Below are 12,698 nucleotides of genomic sequence, written 5' to 3'. Positions count from 1 at the left end.
CTAGCCGGAGGCACCGAGGTGACCGGCCCGCTCAGCCGAGCGCGTCCGCCTTGATGGCCTCGAACTGGGCACCCATGCGCCCCGCGAGCGCCTCGGCCGCCCGCAACGGCCGGACCATCACCTTGAAGTCGGTGATCTTTCCGTCGGTGTCGAAGGTCAGCAGGTCGCAGCCGTTGATCTGGAGCCCGTCGACGGTCGCTTCGAACTCGTACACGTGGTGCGCGCCGTCCTGGATCTCGCGGACGTAGCGGAAGTCCTCGAACACCCGCAGGACCCCGCGCAGGATCGCCGCCGTGATCGCCTTCCCCTGGTAGGGCTTGAACGCCACCGGGCTGGTGAAGACCACGTCGTCGGCGAGCAACGCCTCGATCGCGGCGGCGTCCTTCGCTTCGACTGCTTCACGGAACGTGGGCATGGCGATCTCCTCATAGTCAACTTGTTGAGTAGATGCCGCCGAGCGTAGGTGATCACCGTGCCGCTGTCCATCGAAGTGACTATTCAACTTTGCGACTAGTCCGCGCGGTGCCTATCATCGCGCCATGGCGCTGCGGAACGCGATCCTCGCGACGCTCCTGGACGGCGAGTCCTCGGGCTACGACCTGGCGAAGAGCTTCAACGCGTCGGTCGCCAACTTCTGGACCGCGACACCGCAGCAGCTCTACCGCGAACTGGACAAGATGGAATCGCAGGGCCTGGTGGCGGCCCGGGTGGTCGAGCAGGAACGGCGACCCAACAAACGGCTCTTCTCCTTGACCGACGCCGGCGCCGCCGAACTCGCCGACTTCACCACACGGGCGCCGAAGCCGACCGCGATCCGCGACGAGCTGCTGGTTCAGGTCCAGGCGGTCGAAGCGGGCGACGCCGAGGAGGTCCGGCGTGCCGTCGCGGACAGGATGGCCGTCGCCGAAACGAAGCTCAAACGGTTCGAGCGGCTTCGGGAGCGGTTGCTCGGCGACTCCGCCGAGGCGGAGTTCCTCGCCACCGCGCCTCGCGTCGGGCCGTATCTGACCCTGGCCCGTGGGATCATCTTCGAACAGGAGAACATTCGCTGGTGCGAGCAGGTTCTCGCGGTGCTCGAACAGAGGTGAACGGCTTGGTCGAGCGGAAAAAGGGTCCGAAGTTCCGTCAGGTGGTGCTGGACGGCACCGACGTCCGCGCGCTGGCGGAGTTCTACCGGCGGCTGCTGGTCTGGGACTACCGCCCGGGTGACGAAGCGCCCCCGCCCGGCGCCGTGGACAAGGACTGGCTGGTGCTGCGGAACCCGGACGGCGGGGCGCAACTCGCCTTCCAGCAGGTCGATCGGCTGGAAGAGGCGAGCTGGCCGGATCCCGAACCCGTGCCCCAGCAACTGCACCTGGACCTGACCGTGGATTCGGTCGAGGAACTCGACGAACAGCACGCCCGCGTCCTCGAACTCGGCGGGCGGCTCCGGTACGACCGCAGCGACGACCCCGAAGAACCGTTGCGCGTCTACGCGGATCCGGCGGGGCATCCGTTCTGTGTCTTCGTCGCCTGAACGCGCTCAGGCACGGCAGAGCAACGCGTCCGGAGTGCGGTTCGAGCCGACACGGCCGGTGTACGCGACACCGGCGACGTATTCGCCCGGAGCGCATTGCCCCTTGTAGTGGCCCGACGCGAAGTCGCCGCCGGGATTCCCGGACGGCCGGTTGTCGCCGCGGTCGAACCAGACCGTCCGGCCGGTGCGGCCCAGCGGGGTGGCGGACCGGCCGCAGAGGAGCGCGGAGAACGCCGCGCCGGTGACGCTGTGGCCGACGGCGGCGTGCCCTGGCGGGCATTGCACCTTGGTGTAGCCGGACGCCCAATCGGTGTCCACATAGGACTCGTCACGGACCACGGCGTATCCCGTCGGCGCGGCGAGCGTTCCGGTGCACAGGCCCCGGTTCCCGGTGTGGGCGAGGCCGCTGAGGCGCTGACCGTCGGGGCAGGCACCCTTGCGGGCGCCCGGATTCCAGTCCGCCATGGCACGAACTCCGCGCGAGGCCTGGAAATCGGCGTAGTCGAGGTTCAGCATCGACCAACGCTCGGCTTCCGGGATCCGGCCGGAGCGGGACGGCGCGTCCACCAGCCGCCGCCACGCCGGGCCACGCCAGTCCGTACCGTCGAGCACGTCGACGCGCCTGCCACCGGCGTCCCACGAGAGCAACGACCATCCGTTGCCGGTTTCGCCTTCGTGGAAACCGACCGCGGGCCAGTAGGCGAAATCGGTGTCGGTCTCGGCGAGGTAGCCGACGAAGTTCTCGAACCAGGCGCGGCTCGCCGCGTCGGTGGTGTGACGGCCTTCGCCGAACTCGCTGATCCAGAGCGGCGCGGTGTAGTGCTTGCTGGTCTCCGCCGAGACGAAGAACGCTTGCCGGTGAAGGACATCGCGTAACTGCTGGGGTGAGAGGTCACGGTAGCGCGGGTCGTGGGTCTCGCCGGTGCCGGTCGCCCCGGAATGGTTCGGACCGGTGTAGCCGTAGAAATGCGCGGCGTAGACCAGTTTCCCGGAGTCCACGAGCGTATGCGAGAGCGTGCGAGCCGGCTCCAGTGTCGGTCTGCCGTGGGGAAGCCCGTCGACGGGCAGGCCGGTCCAGTTGATGCCCTCGACGATGAGCAGCAGATCGGGATTGGCCTCGGTCTGGATGCGGTCGGCCACCCGCTGGCTCGCGCGTTGCCAGTCCGTGCCGTTTCCCCAGCCCCAGTTGGGATCGTCGAAGACGTCACGGCGGACCTCGTTGTACAGGTCGGCGCCGACGACCCGTTTGTTCGCGGCGTAGCGGCGGGCCATGAACAGCCAGTCGTCCTGCCAGCGTTGCTCCGTCTGCGCGGTGTTCCAGCGCTCGTTGCCGTCGAGACCGCAACACCAGCGGGAGGTCGTGGTGTGGTTGTTGAGGATCACCGCGAACCCGCGTGCGGTCAGCCTCGCGACGACGCGATCGTAGACCTGCAACGGGGTCAGGCCGCGCAGTTCCGGGTTCGCCGGGAGGTCGGGAACCGGCCTGGTGTCGTGGATCATCGCGTTGGAGAAGGGCAGCCGGACACTGTTCAGACCCAGCTCCGCGAGCCCGTCGATGACGGCGTCGATCGACGCCCGGTCCAGCCCGAGCGGGGTCTGGTAGGCGATCTCACCGGCGTGGTGCGCGGCGGGATCGTCGACGTCGCCCGAACCGGTCCAGGTCCCGCTCGCGCCGTGCCAGTTGGCGGCCTTCAGCTTGAACCGGTCGCCCGCCGCGTCGACGATGTAGCGGCCGCGTGTGCTGAGCGGCGCCACCCAGCCCGACGGATCCGCCGCGGCGACGGCGGGCGGGGGAATCACGATTCCGGCGGTCACCAGGACGGCGAGCAGCACACTCTTGATCCTCACCCGCCGGAGGCTAGCCACTCGCGTGGCCGGTTGTATACGGACGATCGGGTAGCTTGCCCGCATGACCACCGCGTTGATCATCGGTGACCTGCAACGAGGCATCACGGGCGATTACCCGTTCACCGGAACAGTCCTGCCGCCGATCAAGAGTCTGCTGCCGCGTGCGCGGGCGGCGGGCGCGCTCGTCGTGTTCGTCCACTTCGCACTCCGGGGCAACGGGGCCGACCTGCCCGCCGGGAACGCGTTGTTCAAGTCGTTCCACGAAGCGGGGGACACCTTCCACGAGGGATCGGCCGGGACCGAGATCGATCTGCCGGTCGCCGACGAGGACGTGGTCGTGCTGAAACGCCGGGCCAGCGCGTTCGCCGGCACCGATCTCGATCTGGTGCTCCGTGCCCGTGGCGTCGACACCGTCGCGATCGCCGGGGTCGCGACCAGCGCGATGGTGGCCGCGACGGCCTACGACGCGGCGGATCGCGGCTATCACGTGACCGTGCTGCGCGACGGTTGCGCCGATGGCGATCAGGCGATGCACGACTTCTTCGTGGACGTGGTCTTCCCGAGCCGGGGGTTCAGGGTCGTGACGTGCGCGGACTGGCCCGGCGAATAAATCGCGCGAGCGAAGGGCTCGGATGTGGCACGGTGATCGGCGAGCTGATCGAGGGGGCCACGAATGGAGACGAAGCGACTCGGGCGCACCGACGTCGAGGTGACGAGGCTGGGTTTCGGTGGTGGACCGCTCGGGGGCTTGTTCGCGCCACTGGACGACGACACCGCGGCGGGGGCGCTGGCCGCGGCCTGGGACGGCGGGATCCGGTATTACGACACGTCTCCGCATTACGGGATCGGGCATTCCGAACGCCGCATCGGCGAGTTCCTGCGCTCGCGGCCGCGTGATTCCTACGTCCTGTCGACGAAGGTCGGCCGCCTGCTGATTCCCCAGGACCCGGACGGGAAGCTGGATCCGGCCGGCTTCCACGTCCCCGCGGCGCACCGCCGGGTCCGCGATTTCACCCGTGACGGGATCCGGCGCAGTGTCGAGGATTCGCTGGAGCGGATGGGCTTGGACCGGATCGACGTGCTGTATCTGCACGACGCCGAGGAGTACTTCGAAGACGCGCTGCGTGACGGCTATCCGGCTCTCGCGGAGCTGCGGTCGGAAGGGATCGTCGGCGCGATCGGCGCCGGCATGTACGACACGGCCATGCTGACCACCTTGGTCGGGGAGGCCGATGTCGACGTGGTCATGCAATCCGGCCGTCACACCCTGCTCGACCACAGCGCGCTCGACACCTTCCTGCCGGCGTGCGAGGAACGCGGTGTCTCGGTGATCGCGGCGTCGATCTTCAACTCCGGGCTGCTCGCCGTGCCGCGGCCTGCCGAGGACGCGTACTTCGATTACGCGGCCGCCACACCTGAAGTCGTGGAGCGGGCGAACCGGATCGCCGACGTGTGCGAGGCGCACGGCGTGACGCTTCCCCAGGCGGCGATGGCCTTCCCGCTCCAGCATCCGGCTGTCGCCGGCATCGCGGTCGGGATGCGGACCGCCGAAGAGGCACGAAGCAACTTGGAATCCTTCGATGTGAAGGTGCCAGCACAGGTCTGGGCCGATCTGCGGGCCGCGGGCTTGATCCGTTCGACAGCGATTAGGGTGGACTGATGGTGTCGGTCAAACAGGTACAGGTCACGTTCGATTGCGCGAAACCCGAGCGTCTCGCCCGATTCTGGTGCGAGATCCTGGGCTACGTCGTGCCCTCGCCGCCGGAGGGGTTCGACACCTGGGACGACTACAACCGCACATTGCCGCCCGAGAAGCAGGACGCCGGCTTCGTCTGCAGTGACCCGACCGGAGTGGGACCGCGGCTGTACTTCCAGCGCGTTCCCGAAAGCAAGGTCGTCAAGAACCGCGTGCATCTCTGCGTGCGGGCGGGCACCGGTCTCGTCGGTGACGAGCGCCTCGCCGCGCTCCAGGCCGAATCCGACCGCCTGACGGCACTCGGAGCGGTGCAGCAGCGCGTCCTGCTCGCCGACGAGGAGAACGAGTCGTGCATCGTGATGCAGGACATCGAGGGCAACGAGTTCTGCCTCGACTGACCTCAGCCGGTGGTGCGAATGCTGAACGTCGTGATGCAGAAACCGCCGTCCGCCTTGCGATCCGAGATCACGATGCCCTTCGCCGACCGTCCTTTGGCGACTCCGGCGACGTCGGCGAGGACGAATCGGGACGTCCCGTTGACCGAGGTCACCTGAACACGTGACCCCAGCGGGATCAGGGAATCGATCTTGTCGTCCATGAACCTCTTCTGCGCCTCGCAGGCCAACGCGATCGCCCCCGGTTTGTCGCTCCCGGCGATCTTGGCGAGGAAGTCCACGATCACCTGAACGCCCTGCTCCGGCGGCGGGACCGGACGCCGGGTGGTGGTGATCCGTGGACGGCTGACCCTGGTGCTGGTCGGGCTTTCCGTGGTGCTCGTGGGCGAGGAGGTCGTCGTCGGGCTGGAGGTGGGGACGGGCAACGAGAGCCCGGGCCCCTTGCGGAGCAGGAAACCGGGCGCGGCGAAACCGGTGATGCAGAAGGCGACCAGCGCGATCACCGCGACCAGGATCCCGACGGCCACGCCGGGCTTGACGGTCGCGGGGCGGGGGTTCTGCTGCTCGGGAAAGCTTGGATAGGTCATCGGAGTCACCTTCCGTGCGGGATCTTGATGGGCGATCCGACGGAGCTTTTCCGGTGGGGGTTCCGATCCTTTCGGGGATCTTACGGCTTCGCGAAAGTGGGCTGGGGTGCTCCATTATGGACGGTTTAGGCGCCGGGTGCTTCGGGCCGAGAGCGCCTTGGGTTGGGGTGATCGCGGGTCAGGTCCGTGAAGGCCTCCTTGCCTACCCTGAAGGTAGTGAAGGAGGCCTTCACTGCCTTCAATGTCCCGAATCCTCCACACTCGAATCATCCGGTCAGCACGAGGTTGGCGTTCCTGGGGTTGACGATGTGGGAATCGGGACGTTGAGTGTCCCGATTCCCACATCGTCGAGGGGCGCTTCGAGTCTCGGAGCTTGATCAGCGGAGGATCGGGGGACACTCAACGTCCCCGATCATCCTCCACACTCGCCGACAGCAGCAGGAGACCCCGAATCGCCCTCACGAACGCTCAGCAGGGGTTCAACAGCCAGCACAGCCGATAGTTCGCCTGATAGGTCGTCGACGTACCGGGCGCGACGATGTTCTGCGTCCGCGCGCCGCCGTGCGCCCAGCCGGTGAAGGCGTACTTCAGGTTGAGCGGGGGCAGTTTCTGCGGGCTGTCCGCGCTGATCGAGTTGGTGGATCCGGCGATCACCGTCCGGGAGAACGGCGTGCGCTGTTGCGTGCCGCCGACGGTGAGCGTCGCCTGGCTGGGGCTGGAGGCGAAGTTCAGCGACACCGTCTTCGGCTGGAGGTCGACGGTCTTGCTGCCGGTCCGGCCGGTCGAGTCGGTCGCGGTGAGGGTCAGTTGCAGGTACGACGGATAGTCGTGGTCCGGCGCGACGAACGAGCCGGACCCGACGCCGGGGAAGTCCTGGACGTTGTGCGTATGGCAGGTGCCGTTGGTCGCGCAGTGCCGGATCGCGAGCCGCCACGACAGCGCCGACGCCGGGAGTTGCCCGTCCTGGGCGTCGACCGCGCGGCCGGAGAAGGACACGGTCTGGCCGACCGACCAGGTCAGCGTGCTCGCCGGGCTGTCGATGACCGGCACCGGGTCGAGACCCTCCGGGTTCCCGACGGTCACGCGCACCGTCGTGGTCGCGCTCGCGCCGTGGGAGTCCGTCACCCGCAGCCCGGCGTCGACGGCGGCGGCCGCGGTGTAGGTCCAGGTGGGGGCGGCGGCCGACGAGTCGTCGTACGCGCCATCCGCGTCGAGGTCCCAGGCGTAGGACAGGGTGTCGCCGGCGTCCGGGTCGGTGGACGCGGTGCCGTCGAAGCGCACCGTCAGCGGGGCCGGTCCGCTCGACGGGGTCGCCGTGGCCACCGCGGTGGGCGGCCGGTTGGTGCCGCCGGGGTGGCTGACGCGACGAAGTTCGCCACTGCCGAGCGCGACGTAGAACAGGTCGCCGCCCGGTCCGGTGAGCACCTGCACCGGGATGTTGACACCGGTCACGAAGGGCACGAGACGGCTCGCGTCCGGCTGACCGTTTACGGTCTGCATCGCCCAGATGCAGCCACGGGAGGAGTCGGAGAAGAACAGCGCGCCGGAATACTCGGCGGGGTAGTTGCTGCCGGATTCGAACGCGATGCCGCTGATCGAGGAGCCGCCCGTGGGGCACGGATCGCTCGCGACCACCTTGGCGCGGTGGTTGTAGGCGTAGTACGGCGCGGAGTGCCCGCCGGACGAGTACAGGGATTCGCACCGGTCGAGGTTCGCGCCGTCGTAACCGGCCTGTCTCGCGCTGCCTTCGAAACAGGGCCAGCCGAAGTTCTCGGCGACGGCGTCACCGACGTCGGCGATGCGGTTGATCTCCTCCCAGGTGTCCCAGCCGACGTCGCCCGCCCAGAGCTCGCCGGTACCCGGCCGGAAGCCGAACCGGAACTGGTTCCGCGCGCCGTAGGCGATCACACGCCGGGCGTTGGCGTCGCCACTGTTCGCGAACGGGTTGCCGGGGACGCCTTCGCCGGTGTCCGGGTCGATGCGCAGCACCGTGCCGTTGAGCAGGACCGGTTGCCCGGCGGCGCGTCGCGGCGACTGCGAACGCAGCGCGCCGCCTTCGGCCGCCGGCGGCGTCAGGTTCGTCCCGGCGGGGGAGGGCGGGTCGGCGCAGGGGTTCCCGGCCTGGCCGTAGTCGGCGAAGGTGAAGCTGGCGCCGTCGCCGCCACCCGCGTACAGGGCGCCGTCCGGGCCGAACGCGAGGGCGCCGACCGAATGGCTGGGGAACTGCTGGCACCAGCCCGTGACCAGTGGTTTCTCGCTGACGGCCGTGCCGGCCGAACCCATCGTCAGCTGGGAGACACGCCCGGTCACGACGCAACCCTTGTCGGTGGCGCCCGGCGGGGTCGGGCAGGTGTCACCCCAGCGCGGCGCGGTGCCGCCGGGTTCCGCGTCGAGGGTGTACGAGACGTAGACGTACGGCCTGGCGGGGAAGGCGGGGTCGACGGCGAGCCCGAGCAGGCCGCGGTCCCAGAAGTCCTGCGTCTGCGTCCGGAGGTCGGCGAACACCGTCGCCGTCGGGTCGGCGAGCGAGTCGAAGACCTTGACCAGACCGCTCTTCTCGGCGACGAACACCCGGCCGTCCGGCGCGAAAGCGGTGGCGGTCGGCGAGCTGAGCCCGCCGATCGCCACCGTGTCGGTGAAACCGGTGGGCACGGCGGCTTCGGCGGGTGCCACGGTGACGAGCCCGACCGCCAGCGCTCCGACGAGCGGGCCGACGACGCCCACCGCCAGCGCGCGCCGTGATCTTCGGGGGAACGGGAAACGACGGGAACTCAGCACGCGAATCCTCCTGCGGCGGGGACCGGACAGAACAAGACAGCTCTCCGGTATGCCGTGGGAAGACCGAAAGTTGTTACGCCTCTGACAGAAATGCGCACAACTCGCTAAACGGGATCAGGTTGTGGCGGTGGGAAAACCGGTCAGGCGGGCGAGTGCGTCGAAACCGTCGTCGGTACCGGGCCAGTGCGCGCGGACGGCGGCGGGCCCGGCGCGGCGGACGACGCCACGCAAGACGAGGACGACGATGATGGCGTCGTCGGCATAGCCAAGGACGGGAATGAAATCGGGGACGAGATCGACGGGCAGGGCGAGGTAGGCCAGTAGCAACCCGAGCCTGACCCGGACGCCGCGGGGCAGCGTCTTGTCCGCGGCCAGGCGGCGGATGAGCCGCAGCACGTCGGGCAGCAGCCGCAGCGCTTCCCGGAGCAGTCCGCCACGGGGCCGGGCGAGTACGAGCGCCACGACGAGCACGAGCCAGGCCAGGAGCAGCGCACCCGCGAGGCCGAGCAGCAGATCCCACCAGAACGACCCGGTCATCGCCGCTCGGGCGCTTCCGCGCGCAGGGCGGCTTCCTCGAAGGCGGCGAGTTCGGCCGCGGCCAGTTCGACGGCGTCGCGAGCCTCCTGGCCGAGCGGTGCGGCGAAATAGTCGCGAGCGGCGATCTTGGCCAGCCAACTACGAAACCGGTTCAAGTCGGCTTCGGACTCTTCGACTTCCGCGTAGGTGGCGTTGCCGCGGGCCTGCTCGTCCGCGAGTTCCCGCCGAAGCTCGGGCAGCCGCTCGAGGACTTCGGCGTACTCGGAGTCGCGGGCGTCGTTCAGTTCCGCGATCACCGCCCGCTCCTCGGCCGGCTCGGTGAACGCCATCGGCAGTGCACGCGCCGTCCCGCCCTGGTGCCGGACCCGGTCGAGCAGACGGCGGATCTCGCGCACCACCTCCACCCGCGCGGGCAGCAGGCACACCGATTGCTGCAGGTAAAGCGCGCCCAGGGAGCGGAGTTTGCGCCAGACCTGGACCCGTAGCGAGTCCGGTCCGCCGGCGGTGGACACGCTGATCACCAGCCAGCCCTGTTCGCGTGATTCGTCGGTCACAAGGTCATGTTACGTCCGTAACGTCGCCCGTTCGGAATAGGATCCGCTTCGTGGTCAACCTTCGGTGGGTCTCGACACAGTGGCGATGTGGCCCGGTCTGGTACCTCCCGGTCGCGGTGACCCTCTTCGTGGGATCGCTGATCCCGGCGTTGCAGAGCCACGGAACGCAGTTCGGCGGGCTGCCGAACCGCCCGTACGACGCACTTGCCGTCGCAGGGATCGCGCTGCAATGCGTCCCCCTCGTCGTATGTCACCGGTGGCCGGTCGCCGGTTTCGCCCTGGTGGCGCTCGGATTCGCCGTCGACCAGTTCGGCGGCTATCACTCGTTCGCCGGCACGGCGCTGCCGATCGCCTTGCTGACCGTGGGACTTCGGCTGGAGCGGCACCGAAGCGTGATGGCGATCGTGTCGACCGCGGTGTACCTCGCTTCGGCGATCGCGTTCGCTTCACTCGGCGGGACGGAACCCCTCGCCGGCTATGTGACCTTCTATCTGGCGTTGGTGCTGGCCTGGGGGATCGGGACGGCGTTGCGGGCAGGCCGGGTCGCGGAAGCGGAACGTCGCCGCCGTGTCGCCGAGGAGACGCGGGCGGCCGAACGCGCCCGCATCGCCGCCGAACTCCACGACGTCGTCACCCATCACGTCACGGCGATGGTCGTGCAGGCCGAAGCGGCCCGGTATCTCACCGGCGAACGGCTCGACCAGAGCCTGACCGCCGTGGCAGGCACCGGACGGCTGGCCATCGCCGATCTGCGTCACCTGCTCGACGTGATCGATCCCGGACACGGCGCCGAAGCGATCCCGACGCTCGTGGAGCGTACGCGCCAAGCAGGGCAGCCGGTGGAGTTCTCCGAGCGGGGCGAGCCCGCGGCGGGGTCCGCCGGACCGGTGGCCTATCGCGTCGTGCAGGAGGCGTTGACCAACGCGCTGAAACACGCTCGCGGCAGCCGCACCTCGGTGCTGGTGCACCACGGAGACGGGGAGATCACCGTCGCGGTGGACACGGAGGAAGCAGTGTCCACAGTGGAATCCCCGGGCGGCGGACGGGGCCTCGCCGGGCTGCGCGAACGGATCGACGTCCTGGACGGCGAATTCAGCGCGGGCCGCAGAAGAGACGGCGGATTCTCGGTCCGTGCCCGCATTCCCGCGGGGAACGCGTCGTGACCGCGCCGACCCGGGTGCTGGTCTGCGACGACCAGATGCTGGTGCGTACCGGCCTGGTGACGATCATCGACGCCCAGCCCGACCTCGAAGTGGCGGGCGAATGCGGCGACGGCCGGGCCGCGGTCGATCTCGCCGCCCGGCTGCGCCCGGACGTCGTGGTGATGGACGTGCGCATGCCGGTGCTCGACGGTATCGAGGCCACCCGCCTGCTGGCGGGCGCCGACGTGGCCGAACCAGGCAAGGTCCTGGTGGTGACCACGTTCAACCTCGACGAGTACGTCTACCGGGCGCTGCGCGCCGGTGCGAGCGGGTTCCTGCTCAAGGACAGCCCGCCCGACCGGCTGCTGCACGGGATCCGTACCGTGGCGACCGGCGCGGCCCTGCTGGATCCCGAGGTGACACGACAGCTGGTGGGCCGCTACGCCTCCCGGATCCGGCCCGCCGAGGACGAAGACCCCGCCGGAACCCCGCTGACACCGCGGGAGCTGGAGGTCCTCCGGCTCATCGCGGACGGCCGGTCCAACAGCGAGATCGCCGCGACACTGATGATCAGCCAGGAAACCGTCAAGACTTTCGTTTCGCGGATGCTCGCCAAACTCGGGCTGCGCGACCGGGTCCAGGCGGTCATCTACGCCTTCCGCCACGGCCTCGTCACCTGAGTCCTACTCGGACTTGGCCTCGTCCACGACACGCTGGATCGCCCGGACGGCGAGATCCGGCTGGTCGACGTAGATGTAGTGCTCGCTGTTCGCCGCGGTGCTCAGATTGCTGCGGCCGGACAGCGCGAGCCATTTCCGCTGCCCCTCCGCCCACGACTGCTCCAGGCCCGCGCCGTACTCGGGGACGGCCGCGAGATACTGCTTGCCGTGCTGGATCACCTCGACCGGGATGTCCCCGGCGGAGCGGACCTCGCCGTCGGGGACCACCAGCTTTTCGGGACCCTGCCCGGCGAACACCGCCAAGGTCTGTGCCCGCAGTTCGGCCGCCATCCCGGTGGCCGACTCCGGAATCCGTTGCCGCAGATCGGCTTCCTGGGTCGGCGAGGTGGCGTCCATCAGCACCAGGCCCTTGACCCGGTCCTGGTGGTCGGGGGAGTACCTGGCGGCGATCAGCCCGCCGAGTGAATGCCCGGCGAGGACGACCGGCTCGCCACCGGCGACCTGGTCGAGCACGCCGGTGAGGATCTTCCCGGTGCTTTCGAAACTCTGCGGTCCGTCGGGCTGGTCGCTGGCGCCCGCGCCGAGCCGGTCGTAGGAACAGACCCGGCCTTGCGCGGCAAGGGTGTTCTGGAGCCCGCTCAGTTTCCCGAGATCGTCGCCTCCGCCGTGCAGCAGGACGACGACCGGCCGTCCCTCGACCGCGTTCCCCGCGCACGACACGTTCACCGAACGCTCGCCGACCTTGATCTTCTGTGTTCCGGTGAACGCGGATTCCGCTTCCGTGGCTTCGTCGCAGGCCGACAGCGCGACGCCTGCCACTGCGCAGCACAGCGCGATCAGAGCGGATGCCTTACGGGACATGGTGAACTCCTGGTACCGGGGAACGATTCACCGGGCACGCTACGGATCCGGCGGCCGGGAATCGTCACCATGCGGAGGGCACCTGCGGGTAGCTCTCAAGGGTG

14 protein-coding genes are annotated in these 12,698 nt (G+C 69.2%); 7 read left to right on the top strand and 7 right to left on the bottom strand.

All coding sequences use genetic code 11. The annotated features are described in order from the left end of the window. Window positions 1-31 precede the first annotated feature (31 nt). Window positions 32-415: a nuclear transport factor 2 family protein gene (locus AVR91_RS32660; protein WP_063274642.1), complete on the bottom strand. Its 384-nt coding sequence runs from the start codon at window positions 413-415 to the stop codon at window positions 32-34. Between the two features lie 124 nt (window positions 416-539). Here AVR91_RS32660 and AVR91_RS32655 point away from each other — a divergent pair, with 124 nt between their 5' ends. Both AVR91_RS32655 and AVR91_RS32650 read left to right on the top strand, forming a co-directional pair. Then, window positions 540-1,088 (top strand): PadR family transcriptional regulator, encoded by a 549-nt coding sequence (locus AVR91_RS32655; protein ID WP_063274643.1) that lies wholly within the window; start codon window positions 540-542, stop codon window positions 1,086-1,088. Between the two features lie 5 nt (window positions 1,089-1,093). Continuing rightward, a complete protein-coding gene (locus AVR91_RS32650; RefSeq protein WP_063274664.1) occupies window positions 1,094-1,516 on the top strand; it encodes a VOC family protein in 423 nt (140 codons plus the stop codon). Between the two features lie 6 nt (window positions 1,517-1,522). Here the strand turns inward: AVR91_RS32650 and AVR91_RS32645 are convergent, their stop codons facing one another. Beyond that, the gene (locus AVR91_RS32645; RefSeq protein ID WP_063274644.1) at window positions 1,523-3,364 is read right to left on the bottom strand and encodes a glycoside hydrolase family 5 protein; all 1,842 of its coding nucleotides are present in this window, start codon (window positions 3,362-3,364) and stop codon (window positions 1,523-1,525) included. 61 nt (window positions 3,365-3,425) lie between these two features. Between AVR91_RS32645 and AVR91_RS32640 the strand changes: the two genes are divergently transcribed. The 3 genes from AVR91_RS32640 to AVR91_RS32630 all read left to right on the top strand — a co-directional run bounded on the left by AVR91_RS32640 (window position 3,426) and on the right by AVR91_RS32630 (window position 5,458). Next, window positions 3,426-3,974, top strand: a complete 549-nt coding sequence (locus tag AVR91_RS32640) for a cysteine hydrolase family protein (RefSeq protein ID WP_063274645.1) — start codon at window positions 3,426-3,428, stop codon at window positions 3,972-3,974. A gap of 63 nt (window positions 3,975-4,037) precedes the next feature. Further along, window positions 4,038-5,024: an aldo/keto reductase gene (locus AVR91_RS32635; protein ID WP_063274646.1), complete on the top strand. Its 987-nt coding sequence runs from the start codon at window positions 4,038-4,040 to the stop codon at window positions 5,022-5,024. Beyond that, a complete protein-coding gene (locus AVR91_RS32630) occupies window positions 5,024-5,458 on the top strand; it encodes a VOC family protein (RefSeq protein WP_063274647.1) in 435 nt (144 codons plus the stop codon). The genes AVR91_RS32635 and AVR91_RS32630 overlap by 1 nt, the downstream gene beginning before the upstream one ends. A 2-nt stretch (window positions 5,459-5,460) precedes the next feature. Here AVR91_RS32630 and AVR91_RS32625 read toward each other — a convergent pair whose 3' ends face one another. The 4 genes from AVR91_RS32625 to AVR91_RS32610 form a co-directional block, all read right to left on the bottom strand. Next, complete coding sequence (locus tag AVR91_RS32625) at window positions 5,461-6,042, bottom strand: hypothetical protein (RefSeq protein ID WP_063274648.1); 582 nt, start codon at window positions 6,040-6,042, stop codon at window positions 5,461-5,463. A 468-nt stretch (window positions 6,043-6,510) separates the two neighbouring features. Next, a complete protein-coding gene (locus AVR91_RS32620) occupies window positions 6,511-8,820 on the bottom strand; it encodes a PQQ-dependent sugar dehydrogenase (protein ID WP_211282801.1) in 2,310 nt (769 codons plus the stop codon). A 114-nt stretch (window positions 8,821-8,934) separates the two neighbouring features. Beyond that, window positions 8,935-9,357 (bottom strand): YkvA family protein, encoded by a 423-nt coding sequence (locus AVR91_RS32615; RefSeq protein ID WP_063274650.1) that lies wholly within the window; start codon window positions 9,355-9,357, stop codon window positions 8,935-8,937. Continuing rightward, entirely contained in the window at window positions 9,354-9,911 is a 558-nt protein-coding gene (locus tag AVR91_RS32610) for a Chromate resistance protein ChrB (RefSeq protein ID WP_063274651.1), read from the bottom strand. Before AVR91_RS32610 ends, AVR91_RS32615 begins: the two co-directional genes overlap by 4 nt. A 50-nt stretch (window positions 9,912-9,961) precedes the next feature. Between AVR91_RS32610 and AVR91_RS32605 the strand changes: the two genes are divergently transcribed. Together AVR91_RS32605 and AVR91_RS32600 are read left to right on the top strand one after the other, a co-directional pair. Further along, a complete protein-coding gene (locus AVR91_RS32605) occupies window positions 9,962-11,074 on the top strand; it encodes a sensor histidine kinase (RefSeq protein WP_063274652.1) in 1,113 nt (370 codons plus the stop codon). Further along, on the top strand, window positions 11,071-11,733 hold the full coding sequence (locus AVR91_RS32600; protein ID WP_063274653.1) for a response regulator: 663 nt from the start codon (window positions 11,071-11,073) through the stop codon (window positions 11,731-11,733). Before AVR91_RS32605 ends, AVR91_RS32600 begins: the two co-directional genes overlap by 4 nt. Window positions 11,734-11,736: 3 nt before the next feature. On the opposite strand, the gene AVR91_RS32595 is transcribed toward AVR91_RS32600, so the two are convergent. Beyond that, window positions 11,737-12,594 (bottom strand): alpha/beta fold hydrolase, encoded by an 858-nt coding sequence (locus tag AVR91_RS32595; protein ID WP_063274654.1) that lies wholly within the window; start codon window positions 12,592-12,594, stop codon window positions 11,737-11,739. Between the last annotated feature and the right edge of the window lie 104 nt (window positions 12,595-12,698).

The sequence above is a fragment of the Amycolatopsis keratiniphila subsp. keratiniphila genome (genome assembly GCF_001620365.2).
GTDB classification, from domain to species: Bacteria; Actinomycetota; Actinomycetes; order Mycobacteriales; family Pseudonocardiaceae; genus Amycolatopsis; species Amycolatopsis keratiniphila.
Note: the sequence above shows the minus strand (reverse complement) of the source record. Positions and strands in the feature narration are given on the sequence as shown.